Here is an 18,754-nt window from a genome sequence, read left to right as displayed (position 1 = left end):
GGGGACGAGACGATGGGCGGGACGGGCGGTGTCACCGAGATGCCAGTGACGGACAGCGAGACGCTGGCCACGCTGAACCGGGTCTTCGGATACGAGGCCTTCCGGGGCGAGCAGGAAGCGGTCATCGAGCATGTGGTGGCGGGCGGCGACGCCGTCGTCCTCATGCCCACCGGTGGCGGCAAGTCGCTGTGCTACCAGATCCCGGCCCTGGTCAGACCCGGTACGGGCATCGTGGTCTCGCCGCTGATCGCGCTGATGCAGGACCAGGTGGACGCCCTGCGGGCGCTGGGCGTGCGCGCCGGCTTCATCAACTCCACCCAGGACTTCGACGAGCGGCGGGTGGTCGAGGCCGAGTTCCTGGCGGGCGAGCTGGACCTGCTCTATCTGGCACCGGAGCGCCTGCGCCTGGACACCACGATGGACCTGCTCTCCCGCGGCAAGATCTCCGTCTTCGCCATCGACGAGGCGCACTGCGTCTCGCAGTGGGGCCACGACTTCCGCCCGGACTACCTGACGCTGTCGGTGCTGGGCGAGCGCTGGCCGGACGTGCCGCGGATCGCGCTCACGGCGACCGCCACGCACGCCACCCACCAGGAGATCACCCAGCGGCTGGACATGCCGCGGGCCCGGCACTTCGTGGCGAGCTTCGACCGGCCCAACATCCAGTACCGGATCGTGCCCAAGGTCGATCCGAAGAAGCAGCTACTGGCCTTCCTGCGCGCGGAGCACGCGGGCGACGCGGGCATCGTGTACTGCCTCTCGCGCAACTCGGTGGAGCGGACGGCCGAGTTCCTCTCGCAGCACGGCATCGAGGCGGTGCCCTACCACGCGGGCCTGGACGCGGGCACGCGCGCGGCCCACCAGTCCCGCTTCCTGCGCGAGGACGGCCTGGTGGTGGTCGCCACGATCGCCTTCGGCATGGGCATCGACAAGCCGGACGTCCGCTTCGTCGCCCATCTGGACCTGCCCAAGTCGGTCGAGGGCTACTACCAGGAGACGGGCCGCGCCGGACGGGACGGCCTGCCGTCGACGGCGTGGATGGCCTACGGCCTGAACGACGTCATCCAGCAGCGCAAGCTGATCCAGTCCTCGGAGGGCGACGAGGCGTTCCGCCGCCGGGCCGCAGCCCACCTGGACTCGATGCTCGCCCTGTGCGAGACGGCACGGTGCCGCCGCGGTCAGCTCCTCGCCTACTTCGGCCAGGACCCGGACCAGGCGGGCTGCGGCAACTGCGACACCTGTCTGACCCCGCCCGAGACCTGGGACGGCACGGTCGCCGCCCAGAAGGTGCTGTCGACGGTGGTGAGACTGCAGCGGGAGCGGGGCCAGAAGTTCGGCGCGGGGCAGATCATCGACATCCTGCTCGGCAAGCGCACCGGCCGGGTGATCCAGTTCGACCACGACCAGCTCTCCGTGTTCGGCATCGGCGAGGATCTGGCCGAGGGCGAATGGCGAGGTGTCGTACGCCAGTTGCTGGCGCAGGGACTGCTCGCGGTCGAGGGGGAGTACGGCACGCTGGTGCTGACCGACGCGAGCGCCGCGGTGCTGCGGCGCGAGCGGGAGGTGCCGCTGCGCAAGGAGCCGAAGCGGCCGGCCGCCGCGCGGTCGGGGGCCTCGTCCTCGGGGTCGTCGACGTCCTCGGGGCGGGGCAGGAGCAAGGCCGCCGTGGCCGAACTCCCCGAGGAACTGCTGCCCGCCTTCGAGGCCCTGCGCGCCTGGCGTGCCGAGCAGGCCCGCGAGCAGGGCGTCCCGGCGTACGTCATCTTCCACGACGCCACGCTCCGCGAGATCGTCACGCTCCGGCCCACGTCCGTGGCCCAGTTGGGCACGGTCGGCGGGGTCGGTGAGAAGAAGCTGGCGACGTACGGGGAGGGTGTCCTCGGGGTGCTCGAGTCGCTGGGCGGGCCGGCCGCCGCCGGGGCGGACGGGGCGGCCGGGCAGGACGCGGCGAAGGACGGGCCCGCTCCGGACCCGGAGGCGGACTGGGACACCGAGCCCGAGCCCGGGGAGGGGACGTAGCCGGACCCGGCCCGTTCAGCGCAGCGCCGTCAGTCCGGGGGCGAAGGTGATCAGGAGCGGCAGCAGGGGAACCAGGGCCGCGACCGTCGTCGTCAGGGCCCTTCGCCTGCGGTCCAGCCGGGGCGGGGGCTCCAGGAGGCGGTCCACCCGCTCACCGAGCAGACGGTGACTGGAGGCGCAGGAGAGGACTCCGCGGTGCTGGTTGAGCTCGATCAGGGCCAGGGCGGTGGTGAGGTGGCCGTGGCGGCGGGAGGCGGTGTCGTCGGCGGCCAGTTCGACCAGGCGGTGGGTCTGGTCGCAGAAGTGGGTGAACAGGGGGACGCGCGGGAAGCCCGTCGCCAGTGCGGTCGACAGGTGCAGCAGCCAGTCGTGGTGGGCGCGGGCGTGTCCGCGTTCGTGGGCGAGGACGGCGTCGAGCTGATGGCCGGTGAGGCGGTGCAGGGCGCCGGTGGTGACGATGAGCTGCGGCGGATGGCCGGGCATCCACCAGGCGTCGGGATACTCGTCCTCCAGCACCAGCATCGGGCCGCGGGCGGCGGGCAGCCCGGCGGGCAGGTCGGGCGCGCGCTCCCGCAGGTGCGCGCGGGCCAGGCCACGGCGGCGTCGGGCCTCCGCGAGCTCGCGGCCGAGCATCGCGGTGGTCCAGGCGGCCCCGCACGCCAGCAGCAGGGTCAGGGCGGTGGCCCAGGCCGGCGCGGCCGACAGGCCGTACGCGGCGGTCACCGACGGCGGGGCGGGCGCGAACACCCGGTCGCGGACGGTGTGGAAGACAGCCGCGGTGCCCAGGACCAGCCCGGCCAGGCAGCACAGGAGGACGGTGGCGACCAGGCACTGCCACACCCACAGCGCGACGACCGGTTCCCGTTCGGGCCACCCCGCCCGGGTCAGCGCGCGCGGTACGGGCACGGCGGCCGTCAGTGCGACGGCGCCCAGCAGGAGCAGGCAGACGGTCATGCCACGGACTCCGGATCCTGATCGGAGGTGGGCGGGTGTCGGGTCGTGCGGTGGGGTGGTGCCGAGTGCTGGTGGTGCGGGTGGCGCGGCGGTGCGGGTGGCGCTGAGGTGCTGTGCGGCGGCCGGCGCGGGGCTCGCGCACGGTCTGCCGTCAGTATGACGGCGATGGGCGGCGCCAGTCAGGGCCTGAACGGCAACCAATCCCCGCCGCACCCACCGCGTCACGGTGCGCACACCACCGGGCGCTCACTTCCGTGTGCACACGGCTGTGCGCACCTCACCGCACACCGCCGCGCGCGGTCGCCCGACGTGCCGGTCAGCCCGTCACGATCCGTCCCGTGACCTCTCCCAGCCCCACCCGTACGCCGTTCGCGCCCGGGGCCCAGGCGGACAGTGTCACCACGTCCCCGTCCTCCAGGAACGTCCGCTTGCCGTCCGGGAGTTCGAGTGGCTCACGGCCGTTCCAGGTGAGCTCCAGCAGTGAGCCGCGCTGCGCGGGCTCGGCCCCGCTCACGGTGCCCGAGCCGTACAGGTCGCCGGTGCGCAGGGACGCACCGTTGACCGTCATGTGGGCGAGCTGCTGGGCGGCCGTCCAGTACATGGTGGAGAAGGGCGGCTCGGACACCACATGGCCGTTGATCGCGACGGAGATCCGCAGGTCGTAGCCGCCGGGCTCGTCCCCGGAGTCGTCCAGGTAGGGCAGCAGCGGGTGGGTGCGCTCCGGCGCGGCCACCCGTGCCTCCTCCAGCGCGTCCAGCGGCGTGATCCACGCCGACACCGAGGTGGCGAACGACTTGCCGAGGAACGGGCCGAGGGGGACGTACTCCCAGGCCTGGATGTCGCGCGCCGACCAGTCGTTGAGCAGGCACAGCCCGAAGACGTGCTCCCGGAAGTCCTCCAGCGCCACCGGCCGGCCGAGCCGCGACGGCACACCGACCACGAAACCGACCTCGGCCTCGATGTCCAGCCGGACGGAGGGCCCGAAGACCGGGGCGGGATCGCCGGGGGCCTTCCGCTGGCCCGAGGGACGCACGACGTCCGTGCCCGAGACGACCACCGTGCCCGAGCGGCCGTGGTAGCCGATCGGCAGGTGCTTCCAGTTGGGGGTCAGCGAGTCCTCGGCGTCCGGGCGGAAGATCTGCCCCACGTTCCGCGCGTGGTTCTCGGAGGCGTAGAAGTCGACGTAGTCGGCGACCTCGAAGGGCAGGTGCAGGGTCACCGAGGACAGCGGGTGCAGGAACGGCGCGACCGTCTCCTGATGCGACGGCACCGTCACCCACGCCGTCAGCGCGCGCCGCACGTCCGACCAGGCGGTGCGGCCGGCCGCGAGCAGCGGGTTCAGAGTGGGCCGCGCGAGCAGGGCGGCGTACGGCGAGCCGAGCGCCACGGCCGCGGCGCCCGCGTCGAGGACGTGGTCGCCGAGCCGGACGCCGACGGTCCGCTCCTGCGATCCGGCGCGGGAGAAGACGCCGTAGGGAAGGTTGTGCGGACCGAAGGGGTCGCCCTCGGGGACCTCGAAGGGGGGCATCGGGTACTGCCTCTCTTTCGTGTGCCGTGCGTTCCAGTGGTTCGGGCCACACGTTCATGTGGTCGCGCCACACGTTACGGGGGCGTTGGCTGTCTTGGGCAGTGCCTAAAGAGTTTGCAATGTCCGGATTGGCCTTGTCGGAGCGGGCAATTCCGGCTTAGCGTCCTTTGGGGGACGCGGACGGGGTGGGTCCGCTCCGTAGGGGGGACACGTGGGGGGACCCGTGGCCAGGAATGCCGTCAGCGTGCCTTTCGGCGCCGACCGTGATGTGCCGGGCCTGATCGTGAAGTTCGGCGACTATCCGCTGCACCACGGCGGGGTGGGGGCGATCCGCAGTCTGGGCCGGCTGGGCGTGCCCATGTACGCGATCACCGAGGACGCCTACACGCCGGCGGCCTCCTCCCGTTATCTCAAACGGGCGTTCGTCTGGCCGACGAGGGGCACCGAGGAGGCGGACCACCTGGTGGAGGGACTGCTGCGGATCGGCAACCGCATCGGGCGGCCCACCGTCCTGGTGCCCACCGACGAGGAGGCGGCCGTCCTGATCGCCGAGCACCAGGACGAACTCAAGGGCCACTTCCTCTTCCCGCGTGTCACCCCGGATCTGCCGCGCCGCCTGGCCAGCAAGCAGGGCCTGCACGAACTCTGCGTCGAGCACGGCGTCCCGAGCCCGGCGGCGGCCTTCCCGCAGTCGTACGAGGACATCGCCGCGTTCGCCGAGACGGCCCGCTTCCCGGTGGTGGCCAAGAACCGCGAGGCGTTCGTGCGCCGCAGCCGGCCGGCCGTGAACGGCACCACGCGGATCGCCACCCGCGAGGGACTGCTCGCGCTCGCCCGCGACTGGGGCCCTCGGCCGGGGGTGATCCTCCAGGAGTACCTGCCCCGGGAGGAGGCCGAGGACTGGATCGTGCACGCCTACTTCGACCAGGACTCCACGCCGCTCGCGATGTTCACCGGTGTGAAGGTCCGCTCCTGGCCGCCGCACGCGGGGATGACGGCCAACGCGTACGTGGTCGACAACCCGGAACTCGCCGACCTCGCCGCGCGTTTCATCAAACAGATCGGCTTCACCGGAATCATCGACCTCGACCTGCGCTTCGACCGGCGCGACGGACAGTACAAGCTTCTCGACTTCAACCCGCGCATGGGCGCCCAGTTCCGGCTCTTCGAGAACGAGTCGGGGGTGGATGTCGTACGCGCCATGCACCTCGACCTGACCGGGCGGCCCGTTCCCGAGGGGGAACAGCGGGCCGGCCACCGCTACGTCGTGGAGAACATCGACCTGCCCGCCCTGATCGCCTACCGGCGCAGCGGATACACCACACCGCACGCCCCGGCGAAGGCGAGCGGGACCGAGCCGGCCTGGTTCGCGGGTGACGACCCGCTGCCGTTCCTCACCATGCTGGCCCGCTTCGTGCGGCCGGGCGCGAAGCACCTGTTCCAGCTGTGGCGCACCAACCGCCGTAGCGGCACGACCGGTTAGACGCCATGTCCGGCGGTCGTCCCGCGGCCGGCCCCGCCCACCGCGGCGGCAGGTGACGCGACGCATCTGCACATCCTGGGGAGGGACTTCGTAAATCGTCTTGGCCGCGTTGGGCTTCCTCGGCCACGAGCTGCGCACGGAGCTTCGTGTGCGGCACGGAGTTCGCCTCACCACGGCCGGCCCGCCATCTGGCGGTGGCACACGGCTCAGCATTTCGCGGAGGCGGTGGACGAGTTGGAGGGAGGTGGCGGCCGGTAAGGCGGGGCTGCAGGGGGCGTCCGGTTCCGGTGGGGCCGGGGGTGCGGCGGATCCGTATTCTCTGATCATGCCCGCTCCCCTTGCATATGCCCTCATCGCCACCGACCTGGACGGAACGCTGCTGCGCGCCGACGACACCGTGTCCGAGCGGTCCCTGGCCGCACTCGCGCGGGCCGCGGCGGCCGGTGCCCGGCACCTCGTCGTCACCGGCCGGCCGGCGCCGAGGGTCCGGGCGCTGCTGAAGGCCCTGGGCTCCACGGGCCTCGCGGTGTGCGGCCAGGGGGCGCAGCTCTACGACGCCGGGGCCGACCGTCTGCTGTGGTCGGTCACGCTGGACACGGAGACGGCCGAGACCGCGCTCGGCAAGATCGAGGCCGAGGTGGGGGAGGTGTACGCCGCGGTCGACCAGGACGGAGCGGACGGGCTCACGCTCATCGAGCCGGGGTACCGCATGCCGCACCCGACCCTGCCGGCGTGGCGGGTCGAGCGGCGTGAGGAACTGTGGCAGGCGCCCATCAGCAAGGTGCTGCTGCGCCATCCCGTGCTGTCCGACGACGAGTTGGCCGAGGTCGCCCGTGGCGCGGTCGGTTCGCTCGCCACGGTCACCATGTCGGGGCCGGGGACCGTCGAGCTCCAGCCCTGCGGCATCACCAAGGCGACCGGGCTGGCGCTGGCCGCCGAGCGCCTGGGGCTCGGCCGGCACAGCGCCGTGGCCTTCGGGGACATGCCGAACGACATCCCCATGTTCCAGTGGGCCGCCCGGGGCGTGGCCATGGCCAACGCCCATCCCGAGCTGAAGGCCGTGGCCGACGAGGTCACCCTGTCGAACGAGGACGACGGCATCGCCGTCGTCCTCGAGCGGTTGTTCCCCTAGAGAACGGGTGGGGCGACGAGAACGGGGGGGCGGCCGATCAGTACGCGCTGAAGACGTTGTCGATCGAGCCGTACCGGTCGGCCGCGTAGTTGCAGGCGGCCGTGATGTTCGCGACCGGGTCGTAGATGTCGAACGAGGTGCCGTCGACGTGGTAGGCGTTGAAGGTCGGCTGGATGACCTGGAGCAGGCCCTTGGACGGGATGCCCTTGGCGGCGTTGGAGTCCCAGAGGTTGATGGCCTGCGGGTTGCCGGACGACTCGCGCATCACGTTGCGGTAGATGCCGTTGTAACTGCCCGGGATGCCCTTGTCGGACATGATCGCGAGGGACTCGCGGATCCAGCCGTCGAGGGTGTTCGGGTAGGCCACCGTGCTCGCGGCCTCGGTGGTCGTGCTCTTGGCCGGGGTGGCGGCGGAGGCGCTGGTGGCGCCGATGAGCGGCAGGGCGAGGACGGCGGCACCCGTGCCGCTGACGGCGAGGGTGCGGACGAGACGAGCGGCGCGGGTACGGCGCTGGACCTGTGCGGGCATGGAAATTCCTCTCCTACGCCTGCGAGGTGAGCTGTCGGGTTCGGGCGGGGAGGTGCCCGGCCGTGTCCCGCGGGACACGGCTTCACCCCAAGCCGTTCCGGCACGGCGTACGACGACGTACGGCGCTCCGGCCCGGCGACTTACCTGGGTCCCCCGCTCCTGCCATGAGTGGTTCGGTCGATGGGCATCGGGCGGCGGCAGGATTCGGCGTCCGCTCGATGGACCGGGAACGTATGCGAGAGCACATGTCCGGAACAAGTGCTCGGATTGCAGATCGTCCTGATTGACCTTGATCTGAGACGTATGGGGCGCTTGATCCTTTGCTATTGCCAAGGGTCAACTGGCATGCGGGGGAAGGGAAGGCGAGAAGAGGGGGCGCACGGAGGGTCGAAGGCCCGGCGTGACCCAACTCACGGTTTCATGGAGCGAAGAGCAATTACGGCTAAGCGGAATTGAGATGACAATAGGGTTAAATCGGGCCATGGGGTGTGCGGGCGTGACGGTCGTCACTTCGGGTGACCTCGTGGCCAGTGCGTACGTGTGCACCTGTGCGCATGTGTGCGAGTGGAGGCGACCCCGGGTAGGGAGAGGTAAGTCGCTAAATATCTGTGCATATGTGGCGATCGAAAACATATCGGGCGTGATCCGATACCGCCTGGCCTGTATAGGTGGGCGCCATCGGTGATCGAAACGTGACCGGATACGCTGACTTGAGTGATGGCAGCGACCTATCGACAAACCGTGTAAGCGCCAGCAGACACCAGCAGACAGGAGACCCCTCGTGACCGTCGTCGGGCCGTTCGGGCTGAGCGTGCGGGACCAGGCTCTCGAAGCCGATGTCCAGGCCGGATTGGCGGCTGTCGAGGAAGGGCTGCTCGAGGCCACCAAGAGTGAGGTCCCCTTCATCACCGAGGCCGCGCAGCACCTGGTCAAGGCGGGCGGGAAGCGGTTCCGGCCGCTGCTCGTGATGCTGGCGGCGCAGTTCGGCGACCCGTACGCGCCGGGGGTCGTGCCCGCGGCCGTGGTGGTGGAGCTGACCCACCTGGCCACGCTGTACCACGACGACGTGATGGACGAGGCCGCCGTGCGGCGCGGGGTGGCCAGCGCGAACACCCGCTGGGGCAACTCCGTCGCGGTCCTCACCGGCGACTTCCTGTTCGCCCGGGCCTCCCAGATCCTCGCCGACCTCGGGCCCGAGGCGGTCCGCGTGCAGGCACTGGCGTTCGAGCGGCTGGTCACCGGGCAGATCCTGGAGACGGCGGGGCCGCAGGACGGACGGGATCCGGTCGACCACTACCTGGACGTGCTGGGCGGCAAGACGGGGTCGCTGGTGGCCGTGTCGTGCCGGTTCGGCGCGATGATGTCCGGCGCCGACGAGACCGTCGTGGACGTGCTGACGCAGTACGGCGAGCGGCTGGGTGTCGCGTTCCAGCTGGCCGACGACGTGCTGGACATCGCCTCCGACTCGCACGAGTCCGGCAAGACCCCGGGGACGGACCTGCGGGAGGGCATCGCGACCCTGCCGGTGCTGCGGCTGCGTGAGCGGGCGCAGCGGCTGGGACTGTCCGAGGACATCGCGCTGTGCGAGCTGCTGGACTCCGACCTCAGCGACGACGCGCTCCACGCGGAGGCCCTCGCGGCGCTGCGGGCGCACCCCGCCCTGGAGCAGGCCCGCCGGGACACCGTGCGGTACGCGGAGGAGGCGCGCGCCGCGCTGGCGCCGCTGCCCGAGTGCGACGCCAAGGCCGCGCTGCTCCAGCTGTGCGACGCGGTGGTGCACCGCGCCGGCTGAGGCCGGTCCTCCCCGAAGCGGCCTGCTGAGGCCGGTTTCCCTCACGGACACGGGCGGCGTCTCCACCCGACCCCTACGGGTCGGGTGGAGACGCCGCCGCTTCATGTCATACCGCAGGCGTACGCGGAGTTGGCTCCGCGGTCTGACGCTTCCGCGCGGCCGATTTGGTCAGATGGAAACCACGGACCACACCACTCCTCACCGATTCGGGTGAGAATGGCGGCTCGGGGTGGGAGCAGTACAGACGGTCAGCCGCCGCCGACGACGGAGGTAAGGCACACATGGCACCGTACGAATCCGACGACACCAGGAGCGCGGCGGTCGACGACCCGCACTCGGCGCGGCGCAAGGCCGCGCGCTACGTCGTCCCGGTCGCGGTGGTGGGGGTGGCGGCGGCGACCATCGGGCTCGTCCCCGCACTCGCCGACTCCGGCGACCCGGACCTTCCGAAGATCACCGCGCAGCAACTCATCGAGAAAATCGCCAAGTCGGACGTCCAGCAGCTGTCCGGCACCGCCAAGATCACCACCGACCTCGGTCTGCCGAACCTCGGCGGTCTGGAGAGCGGCCTGCTCTCCGGCGCCGCCAAGGGCGGTGACGGATCGTCGGCCGACCCGAGCACCAAGCTGACCGAGCTGGCCTCCGGCACGCACACCCTGCGCGTCGCGGCGGACGGCCCGGACCGGCAGAAGGTCTCGCTGATCGAGAGCGCCGCCGAGTACAGCCTCATCCACAACGGCAAGGACGTCTGGGGCTACGACAGCAAGTCCAACGAGGTCTACCACAGCACCGCGGAGCAGGACGGCACCAAGCACCGGGACGAGGTGCCGGCCACGCCCAAGGACTTCGCCGACCAGGCCCTGAAGTCGGTCGACGACACCACCTCGGTGACGGTCGACGGCACCGCGCAGGTCGCCGGCCGGGACGCCTACCGGCTGGTCATCAAGCCCAAGCACGCCTCCGGCACCACGGTCGGCGTGATCAGCATCGCGGTGGACTCCAGGACCGGGATGCCGCTGAAGTTCACGCTCACCCCGGCGAGCGGGGGCGCCGCCGTGGTGGACGCCGGCTTCACCCAGGTCAGTTTCGCCAGGCCGGCCGCTTCCACGTTCGACTTCACCCCGCCCAAGGGCGCGAAGGTCACCGAGAAGAAGGACGCCGAGGCGGGCGCGCGCTCCGTCCGGCCGGGGGCCCCGCACCGGGACCTCGCCCCGCAGAAGGGGTTCGCCAAGGAGGGCACGAAGGTCCTCGGCAAGGGCTGGAACTCCATCGCGGTCCTCGACTCCGGCGCCAAGGGCGGCATCCCGTCGTCCTCCGGCAAGGGGGACCTGGGCGGCTTCCTCGGCTCGCTCGGCGACCACGTCAGCGGGAAGTTCGGCAAGGGCACGGTCTTCTCCACCCGCCTGGTCAACGCCCTGATCACGGACGACGGCAAGGTCTACGTCGGCACCGTCACCAAGGACGCCCTGGTGAAGGCGGCGAACGCCGGACAGTAGGCACACGAGAGCACGACGGACCGAGGAGCCGAGGGAGCCGATGGACGAGGTGTCCGCCACGCAGCCGGAGCGGGCCGCGCGGGGTGCGGAAGACGGCGTCATCCACACCCGTGCGCTCACCAAGCGCTACCGCGGCGGGCAGCTCGCCGTCGACGGCCTGGACCTGACCGTCCCGGAGGGCAGCGTCTTCGGCTTCCTCGGTCCGAACGGCTCGGGCAAGACCACCACCATCCGCATGCTGATGGGGCTGATCGAACCCACGTCCGGCACGGCACGGGTCCTGGGGCACCCCATGCCCCGCTCCTCGCGCGCCGTGCTGCCGCACGTCGGCGCGCTGATCGAGGGCCCGGCCCTGTACGGCTTCCTGACCGGCCGGGACAACCTGCTGCGCTACGACGCCGCCGACCCGACCGCCGATCCACGCACCCGCGGGGCCCGGGTCTCGGCCGCACTGGACCGGGTGGGACTGACCGCCGCCGCGGGCAAGAAGGCCAGGGCGTACTCGCTGGGCATGAAGCAGCGCCTCGGACTCGCCGCCGCGCTGCTCCAGCCGCGCAGACTGCTCGTCCTGGACGAACCGACCAACGGCCTCGACCCGCAGGGCATGCGGGAGATCCGCTCCCTGGTGCGGGAGCTGGCCTCCGACGGCACGACCGTCTTCCTCTCCTCTCATCTGCTGGACGAGATCGAGCAGGTGTGCACGCACGCGGCCGTCATGGCCCGGGGCAGGCTGGTCACCCAGGGCTCGGTCGCCGAGCTGGCCGCCGGGGCCCGCGGCCGGCTGGTGGTCACCACACCGGACACGACGGAGGCGGCCCGGGTGCTGAAGGAACAGGGAGTCGGCGACGTCGTCGTCACCGACGACCGGGTGACCGGCGAGCCGCCGGAGCGCGATCTCGCCGAGGTGAACGCCGCTCTTGTCACGGCAGGCGTGCGCGTGCGGGGCTTCGGGGTCGAACGCGCCTCGCTGGAGGACGCGTTCGTGGCACTCACGGGGGAGGGGTTCGATGTCGCGGGCTGAGGCGGCGCCGGGGCCGGCGCGGATCGCCGCGGGTTCCCCGAAGCCGCTGTGGACCCTCGGGCTGCTGCGCAGTGAGCTGGTGACCACCTTCCGGCGCTGGCGCACCCTCGCGCTGCTCGGTGTGCTGGCAGCCGTGCCGGTCCTCGTCGGAGTGGCCGTCCGGATCGAGACCGGCGGCGGCTCGTCCGCAGCGGGCGGGGGCGGTGGCGGTCCGGCGTTCATCACACAGATCACCAACAACGGGCTCTTCCTGGTGTTCACCGCGCTGGCGGCCACACTGCCGTTCTTCCTGCCGATGGCCGTGGGCGTGGTCGCGGGCGACGCGATAGCCGGCGAGGCGAACGCGGGCACCCTGCGCTATCTGCTGGTCGCCCCGGCGGGCCGCACCCGCCTGCTGCTCACCAAGTACGCCACGGCGATGGCCTTCTGTCTGGTCGCCACCCTGGTGGTCGCCGTCTTCGCGCTCGCCGTGGGCGCGCTGCTCTTCCCACTGGGCGACCTGACGACCATCTCCGGCACCCGGATCAGCTTCGCCGAGGGGCTGGTCCGGGCGCTGCTGATAGCCCTCGTCGTCGCCGTGTCACTGACCGGGGTCGCCGCCCTCGGTCTGTTCGTCTCCACGCTGACCAACAGCGGCATCGCGGCCATGGCGACGACCGTGGGCCTGCTGATCACGGTGCAGATCCTCGACCAGATACCCCAGCTGCACGCGATCCAGCCGTACCTCTTCTCGCACTACTGGATGTCCTTCGCCGACCTGATGCGCGAGCCGGTCTACTGGGACGACCTGGTGAAGAACCTGGAACTCCAGGCGCTGTACGCGGCGGTGTTCGGCTCGGCGGCCTGGGCGCGCTTCACCGCGAAGGACATCACCGCCTAGCCCGGTCCGAGGTCAGGTCCGGGGCCGGAGCGAGCGAGCGGCCGCGCCGGTGAGACGGGCCAGCGGCTCGGTCTCCCGCGGCGGAGGTCCGCTCAGGTCGCCGAGGCGCCAGCCGGGCACCCACGGGACGCGGTAGACGTCGATGACGGACTCGATCGGCGCCACCCGGTCGGCGAGCTGCCGCGGCAGCCGGCCCGGCGCGTCCGCGACGAGCACCACGGCGTCCAGATCGAGCCCGGCCGGGGCCTCGCCCCTGCGGAACGTCCCGATCGTCCGTGTCACGGCGTCCAGTCCCGCCGCGTGTGTCCGGGCGACGAGCAGCACCGATCGGGGAGCGTCGGGGCCGGGCCAGTTCCGTCCGCAGTCGTGGCCGCCGTAGACGGCCGCGAGCGTGGTCGTACCCGCGCCGCCGTGGGTGGCCACCCAGGAGAACCGCCGGGGTGTGACGAGGGGCAGGTCGTGGGTGCGGGCCACCGGCCCGCGGAGCCAGATCTCCGGTCCGTGCTGCACGCCAGTTCGCATGCCCGTTTCCCTCTCTCGTCATCCCGACGGTCGTGGCGTTCGGAGCGTTACCCCGCTCACACCGGCGCGGTTCCTGGTGCGAGTCTGTGACGTCGCGGTGACATGGGAGCGCAGGCGAGCAGAGAGACTCGACAGTACGCGTACGACCGGATGGCACGCATCCGAGTGAGGGAGCCGATGTCTCGACTGAGCCGCGGGAAGAAGCGGGAACAGAAGCGCGCCGCGCGCTCGGCGGCACCCATGACGACGTCGCCGATCCCCGTGCATGTACCCGTGACACCGGCCGACACCTCCGAGCGCGCGCAGGCCATGGAGGTCTCCGACGGCGGGTCCTGGGCCTCGGTCGGTGGCGTGCGGGTCCGGTCGGCGCCCGGCGAGGAGATCCAGCAGGCCGTGCTCGACCACCTCCAGGGCATCGCACTCGCCACCGGCCGCTCCGTCCTCGCCACGGTCACCGACGAACGCATCGGCTACGTCGTGCCGCTCCAGGTCCACGGCGACGGCTCCAGCACCTTCGCGGCGGAGCCCGTGCGCACCTCCGCACCGGACGAGCCGGCACAGAACGAGCCCGTGCGTAACGAGCACACGAGGGACGAGCACACGAGGAACGAGCACACGAGGAACGAGCAGACGCGGAACGAGCCGATACGGGACAGCGCGACCCACGTGCTCCGGCAGGTGCCGGTCACCCCGACGTTCGCGCTGCGTGCCGTACCGGAGCCGTCGGCCGGCGCGACGCCTGCCGCACCTCCCGTCGCATCCCCCGCGCCCCCTCCGGGTACGGCGGTGGCCCCGATGGGCGAGTTCGGCCCGCCGCCGGTGATGGACGCGGGGCCGCCGGTGATGGACGCCGGGCCGCCGGTGAGGGATGACCCCGATCCGAAGCCCACCCCCGCGCGTGGGTTCGACGCCGTGGCCGAGGCCGTGCTCGGGGACGACCCCAGGGCCGCCAGGACCGCGACCGGAGACGGCGGCACCGGCCTGCTCGCCGAACCCATGGCGCGGGTCGGCGAGGCCGTGAAGGCGGGACGCATCGAGGAGGCGGCGACCCTCGCGGACCGCACCGTCACGGAGGCCTCCGGCACCCTCGGCGCCCAGCACCCCGAGGTGCTGCGCCTGCGCGAACTGTGCGCCTACATCGCCTACTTGGCCGGTGATCCGCTGCGCGCCTTCCGTCTCTCGCTCGAACTGGCCCGCGTCCACCGCGGCACCGGGGACGCGGAGGGCGCCTACGACAACGTCCGGAGCGCGGCCACCGCCTGGCGTGCGATCCGCGACCCGGAGCAGGGCCTCGGACTCGGCCGGGACCTGATCGACCTGTGGACCGCGCTCACCGCCGAGGACGGCCCGGCCGCGGACGACATCGAACAACTGGAGTCCGCCCGTGCCCGCATGGGCCGCCTCACCGAACGGGCCCACAGGCAGGCACCGCCGCCGTCGAACTGACCCCGAAGGCCACGAGCCCTACGCCACGCAGAACTCGTTGCCCTCCGGGTCCGCCATCACCACCCACTCCCCGGCGGGTTCCTTCACCTGGCGCACCTCGCTCGCCCCGAGGGCCTTGAGCCGCTCCACCTCCTCCTCGCGCCGGCCCTCACCCGGGTGGAGGTCGAGGTGGAGCCTGTTCTTGCCGGACTTCGTCTCCGGCACCCGCTGGAACAGCAGCCGCCGTCCCAGCCCGGTGCCGCGCTCGTGGTCGTACGGGTCGTCGGGGTGCCGCACGGCGATCAGGTCCCGGAAGGCCGGGCGGCCGTGGAACTCGACGGTGGCCGCGCCCGGCAGCGCGCCGAGCTCCAGCAGCCGTTCGATGAGGGCGCTGTTGTCCTCGACCTCGTAGTGCAGCGCCCCGGCCCAGAAGTCGGCCTGTGCGTGGGGGTCGGAACAGTCGATGACGAGCTTCCAGTGCACGGGGGCGGGCGCGCGGTCGGCGGACGCCCCGGTCTCGGTCTGAGTCATGCCGTCACTTATACGGCGTCAGGCCTCCACCACGCCCGGGTTCAGCTGCGAAGCCTCGCCCGCGCCGGATCCCGGCACGGGGTCCGGCGACGGAACGTGCCCCTGTGACGGAACGTGCCCCTGTGACGGAACGTGCGCCTGTGACGGGACCTGTGCCTGTGCGGGGACAGGAGCCTGCGACGGACCCTGCGCCCCTGCCGCCGAGTGGACCTGGGGCTCCGTCACCGGCCGGGCGGCGGTGAGTCCGGCGCGGATCTGGGCGGCCCGGCGGGCCGAGCGCAGCCCGTCCCAGGTCAGCATGGACAGCGCCAGCCACACCAGGGCGAACCCGGCCCAGCGTTCGGCCGGCATGGACTCGTGGAAGTAGACGACGCCGAGCAGGAACTGGAAGACCGGCGCGAGGTACTGCAGCAGCCCCAGTGTGGACAGCGGCACCCGGATCGCGGCGGCGCCGAAGCAGACCAGCGGCAGCGCGGTGACGACGCCGGTGGAGGCGAGCAGGGCCGCGTGCCCGGCGCCCTCGCCCGAGAAGGTCGAGTCGCCCTGCGCGCCGAGCCACAGCAGATAGCCGAGCGCGGGCAGGAACTGGACCGCGGTCTCGGCGGCCAGCGACTCGATGCCGCCGAGGTTGACCTTCTTCTTCACCAGTCCGTAGGTGGCGAAGGAGAAGGCCAGGCAGAGGGAGATCCAGGGCGGGCGGCCGTAGCCGATGGTGAGCACCAGCACGGAGGCGGCGCCGGTGCCGACCGCCGCCCACTGCACGGGACGCAGCCGTTCCTTGAGGATCAGCACACCCATCGCGATGGTGACCAGCGGGTTGATGAAGTACCCGAGGGAGGCCTCCACGACGTGTCCGCTGTTCACGGCCCATATGTAGACGCCCCAGTTGACGGTGATCACCGCGGCGGCGACCACGATCAGAGCGAGCCTGCGCGGCTGCCGGAGCAGTTCCCCGGCCCAGGCCCAGCGCCGTGTGAAGAGCAGCGCCACGAGGACGAAGGCGAGGGACCACACCATCCGGTGGGCGAGGATCTCCATCGCCCCGGCGGGCTTGAGCAGGGGCCAGAAGAGGGGGACGAGCCCCCACATCCCGTAGGCCGCGAAGCCGTTCAGCAGTCCTGTGCGCCGCTCGCCGTGCGACTTCTCGGTCACGTGCCCTCCCTCTTGTTCGGCCTGGCCGGATCCTGGTGCAGCAAGCAAGAAGGTAGCGCCGAGCACCCCCGCCTGTCATGTCCGTATCGGCATACGGTCATGACAGGCGGGGGTGGGGAGGCGTACGGGGTCTCAGCCCTCGAGTGCGGCGGCGATCGACTGGGCGAGCGGGGTGGTCGGGCGGCCGGTCAGCCGGGACAGATCCCCGGAGTCGACCACCAGTTCGCCCTTCTCGATGGACGCGTCCACGCCCGCCAGGATCGCGGCGAGCGGCCCGGGGAGCCCGGCGCCCGCCAGAATGCCCTGGTACTCCTCGACCGAGACCGGCCGGTAGCCGATCTCCTTGCCGGTCTGCCGGCTGACTTCGGCGGCGAACTCGGCGAAGCCCCACGCCTGGTCCCCGCCCAGCTCGTACGTCCGGTTCTCGTGACCCTCGCCGGTGAGCACCGCGACGGCGGCGGCCGCGTAGTCGGCGCGCGAGGCGGAGGAGATCCGGCCCTCGCCCGCGGCCTGCACGACGGCACCGTGCTCCAGGACGGGGGCGAGCTGCTCGGTGTAGTTCTCGTGGTACCAGCCGTTGCGCAGCAGCGTGTAGGGCAGTCCGGAGGCGAGCAGCGCCTCCTCGGTGCCCCGGTGGTCGTCGGCGAGGGCGGCCGACAGGCTCCCGGGGGCGCTGGTGTAGGCGAGCAGCGCGACACCGGCCGCCTCGGCCGCGTCGATGACGACCCGGTGCTGCCGTACCCGCCCCTTGTCGAACTCGTTGCCGGAGATGAGCAGCACCCTGTCGCCGGCCGCGAACAGGCCGTCGAAGGTCTCGGGCGCGTTGTAGTCGGCGACGGCGATCCGCACGCCGCGCCCGGCGAGGTCGGCGGCCTTCTCCGGGGTGCGGACGACGGCGGTGATCCGCTCGGCCGGAACCTTCTCCAGCAGCTGCTCCACGACGAGGCGGCCGAGGTGTCCGGTGGCTCCGGTGACGACGATGCTCATGGGGGGTCTCCGTAAGGCGTGGGGTGTGTATGGCACCGACCTTATGGGAGGCGCTAACCATCGGAAAGTACCCACTTTGAAGTAAGGTACTGGCATGGCAGTAAGTGACAAGCGGCTCGCGGACGCCGAGGCGCTGTGCCCCCACCGTCTGGTCCTGGAGCACGTCACCAGCCGCTGGGGCGTGCTGGTGCTGATCCAGCTCCTGGACCGGCCGTACCGTTTCAGCGAACTGCGGCGGGCGATCGGCAGCGTCGGCGGGCGGGGCGTCAGCGAGAAGATGCTCACGCAGACCCTCCAGACCCTGGAGCGCGACGGCCTCGTCCACCGGGACGCCAAGCCCGTCATCCCGCCACGCGTCGACTACTCCCTGACCGGACTGGGCCGCGAGGCGGCGGAGCAGGTGCGGGCTCTCGCTCAGTGGACCGACGACCGCATGGGCGAGGTGGAGAAGGCTCGCCGGGCATACGACGAGGCCCGGGACGCGCGGTCCCGGGCCTCGTGAGCGAACTGACGACAAGCGAAGACAAGCGGACGACAAAGGGACGACGGGCGGACTCGGACTCAGCCGACGACGGTCCAGGTGTCGCCGCCGGCCAGGAGGGCGGCCAGGTCGCCCTTGCCGCGCTGTTCGATCGCGGTGTCGAGCTGGTCGGTCATGAGGGTGTCGTAGACGGGTCGTTCGATGCTGCGGAAGACGCCGATCGGTGTGTGGTGGAGGGTGTCGGGGTCGGCCAGCCGCGACAGGGCGAACGCCGTCGTGGGGGAGGCGGAGTGGGCGTCGTGGACCAGGATGTCGCCCTCGTTCTCCGGCGTCACCGTGACCACCTTCAGGTCGCCGGTGGCCGCGTCCCGCACCACACCCCGGGAGCCGTCGGTGCCGAAGCGGATCGGCTGCCCGTGTTCCAGGCGGATGAGGGCTTCTTCGGCCTGCTGCCGGTCCTTGAGGGCGTCGAAGGCGCCGTCGTTGAAGATGTTGCAGTTCTGGTAGATCTCGATCAGGGCTGTGCCGGGGTGGGCGGCCGCCTGGCGCAGCACCTCGGTCAGGTGTTTGCGGTCGGAGTCGATTGTGCGGGCCACGAAGGAGGCCTCCGCGCCGATCGCCAGCGACACCGGGTTGAAGGGGGCGTCCAGCGAGCCCATCGGCGTCGACTTGGTGATTTTGCCGAGTTCGGAGGTGGGGGAGTACTGGCCCTTGGTGAGGCCGTAGATCCGGTTGTTGAACAGGAGGATCTTGAGGTTGACGTTGCGGCGCAGGGCGTGGATGAGGTGGTTGCCGCCGATGGACAGGGCGTCGCCGTCACCG

At 71.7% G+C, this 18,754-nt stretch carries 17 protein-coding genes and 1 riboswitch; of the genes, 9 read left to right on the top strand and 8 right to left on the bottom strand.

The features are described from left to right. Positions 1–12: 12 nt before the first annotated feature. Complete coding sequence (recQ, locus tag ABZ484_RS13620) at positions 13–2,019, top strand: DNA helicase RecQ (RefSeq protein WP_358866099.1); 2,007 nt, start codon at positions 13–15, stop codon at positions 2,017–2,019. Between the two features lie 15 nt (positions 2,020–2,034). On the opposite strand, the gene ABZ484_RS13615 is transcribed toward recQ, so the two are convergent. Further along, entirely contained in the window at positions 2,035–2,973 is a 939-nt protein-coding gene (locus ABZ484_RS13615) for a M56 family metallopeptidase (RefSeq protein ID WP_358866049.1), read from the bottom strand. Positions 2,974–3,289: 316 nt separating this feature from the next. Further along, the gene (gene fahA / locus ABZ484_RS13610; RefSeq protein WP_358866048.1) at positions 3,290–4,501 is read right to left on the bottom strand and encodes a fumarylacetoacetase; all 1,212 of its coding nucleotides are present in this window, start codon (positions 4,499–4,501) and stop codon (positions 3,290–3,292) included. A gap of 244 nt (positions 4,502–4,745) precedes the next feature. Here fahA and ABZ484_RS13605 point away from each other — a divergent pair, with 244 nt between their 5' ends. Further along, the gene (locus tag ABZ484_RS13605; RefSeq protein WP_358866047.1) at positions 4,746–5,984 is read left to right on the top strand and encodes an ATP-grasp domain-containing protein; all 1,239 of its coding nucleotides are present in this window, start codon (positions 4,746–4,748) and stop codon (positions 5,982–5,984) included. Positions 5,985–6,309: 325 nt separating this feature from the next. Beyond that, a complete protein-coding gene (locus tag ABZ484_RS13600) occupies positions 6,310–7,116 on the top strand; it encodes an HAD family hydrolase (RefSeq protein ID WP_358866046.1) in 807 nt (268 codons plus the stop codon). Between the two features lie 37 nt (positions 7,117–7,153). On the opposite strand, the gene ABZ484_RS13595 is transcribed toward ABZ484_RS13600, so the two are convergent. Continuing rightward, positions 7,154–7,645, bottom strand: a complete 492-nt coding sequence (locus tag ABZ484_RS13595; protein WP_358866045.1) for a transglycosylase SLT domain-containing protein — start codon at positions 7,643–7,645, stop codon at positions 7,154–7,156. A gap of 3 nt (positions 7,646–7,648) precedes the next feature. Then, positions 7,649–7,834, bottom strand: a riboswitch (cyclic di-AMP (ydaO/yuaA leader). A 592-nt stretch (positions 7,835–8,426) separates the two neighbouring features. On the opposite strand from ABZ484_RS13595, the gene ABZ484_RS13590 reads away from it, so the two are divergent. The 4 genes from ABZ484_RS13590 to ABZ484_RS13575 all read left to right on the top strand — a co-directional run bounded on the left by ABZ484_RS13590 (position 8,427) and on the right by ABZ484_RS13575 (position 12,834). Then, the gene (locus ABZ484_RS13590) at positions 8,427–9,437 is read left to right on the top strand and encodes a polyprenyl synthetase family protein (RefSeq protein WP_358866044.1); all 1,011 of its coding nucleotides are present in this window, start codon (positions 8,427–8,429) and stop codon (positions 9,435–9,437) included. 281 nt (positions 9,438–9,718) lie between these two features. Next, on the top strand, positions 9,719–10,933 hold the full coding sequence (locus ABZ484_RS13585) for a DUF2092 domain-containing protein (protein ID WP_358866043.1): 1,215 nt from the start codon (positions 9,719–9,721) through the stop codon (positions 10,931–10,933). 40 nt (positions 10,934–10,973) lie between these two features. Next, entirely contained in the window at positions 10,974–11,954 is a 981-nt protein-coding gene (locus tag ABZ484_RS13580; protein WP_358866042.1) for an ABC transporter ATP-binding protein, read from the top strand. Further along, on the top strand, positions 11,941–12,834 hold the full coding sequence (locus tag ABZ484_RS13575; protein ID WP_358866041.1) for an ABC transporter permease: 894 nt from the start codon (positions 11,941–11,943) through the stop codon (positions 12,832–12,834). The genes ABZ484_RS13580 and ABZ484_RS13575 overlap by 14 nt, the downstream gene beginning before the upstream one ends. A gap of 12 nt (positions 12,835–12,846) precedes the next feature. Here ABZ484_RS13575 and ABZ484_RS13570 read toward each other — a convergent pair whose 3' ends face one another. After that, a complete protein-coding gene (locus tag ABZ484_RS13570) occupies positions 12,847–13,356 on the bottom strand; it encodes a DUF6668 family protein (protein WP_358866040.1) in 510 nt (169 codons plus the stop codon). Positions 13,357–13,533: 177 nt separating this feature from the next. On the opposite strand from ABZ484_RS13570, the gene ABZ484_RS13565 reads away from it, so the two are divergent. Beyond that, positions 13,534–14,802, top strand: a complete 1,269-nt coding sequence (locus ABZ484_RS13565) for a tetratricopeptide repeat protein (RefSeq protein WP_358866039.1) — start codon at positions 13,534–13,536, stop codon at positions 14,800–14,802. Positions 14,803–14,820: 18 nt separating this feature from the next. Here the strand turns inward: ABZ484_RS13565 and ABZ484_RS13560 are convergent, their stop codons facing one another. The 3 genes from ABZ484_RS13560 to ABZ484_RS13550 all read right to left on the bottom strand — a co-directional run bounded on the left by ABZ484_RS13560 (position 14,821) and on the right by ABZ484_RS13550 (position 17,451). Next, the gene (locus ABZ484_RS13560) at positions 14,821–15,312 is read right to left on the bottom strand and encodes a VOC family protein (protein ID WP_358866038.1); all 492 of its coding nucleotides are present in this window, start codon (positions 15,310–15,312) and stop codon (positions 14,821–14,823) included. A gap of 18 nt (positions 15,313–15,330) precedes the next feature. Beyond that, on the bottom strand, positions 15,331–16,401 hold the full coding sequence (rarD, locus tag ABZ484_RS13555; protein ID WP_358866098.1) for an EamA family transporter RarD: 1,071 nt from the start codon (positions 16,399–16,401) through the stop codon (positions 15,331–15,333). A gap of 195 nt (positions 16,402–16,596) precedes the next feature. Then, positions 16,597–17,451, bottom strand: a complete 855-nt coding sequence (locus ABZ484_RS13550) for an SDR family oxidoreductase (protein WP_358866037.1) — start codon at positions 17,449–17,451, stop codon at positions 16,597–16,599. A 94-nt stretch (positions 17,452–17,545) separates the two neighbouring features. Here ABZ484_RS13550 and ABZ484_RS13545 point away from each other — a divergent pair, with 94 nt between their 5' ends. Beyond that, positions 17,546–17,953, top strand: a complete 408-nt coding sequence (locus ABZ484_RS13545; protein ID WP_358866036.1) for a helix-turn-helix domain-containing protein — start codon at positions 17,546–17,548, stop codon at positions 17,951–17,953. Positions 17,954–18,012: 59 nt separating this feature from the next. On the opposite strand, the gene ABZ484_RS13540 is transcribed toward ABZ484_RS13545, so the two are convergent. Next, the coding region (locus ABZ484_RS13540; protein WP_358866035.1) for a thiamine pyrophosphate-dependent enzyme at positions 18,013–18,754 on the bottom strand (742 nt) is incomplete at its 5' end.

The organism is Streptomyces sp. NPDC006393, from assembly GCF_040628575.1.
Taxonomy (GTDB): Bacteria; Actinomycetota; Actinomycetes; order Streptomycetales; family Streptomycetaceae; genus Streptomyces.
Note: the sequence above shows the minus strand (reverse complement) of the source record. Positions and strands in the feature narration are given on the sequence as shown.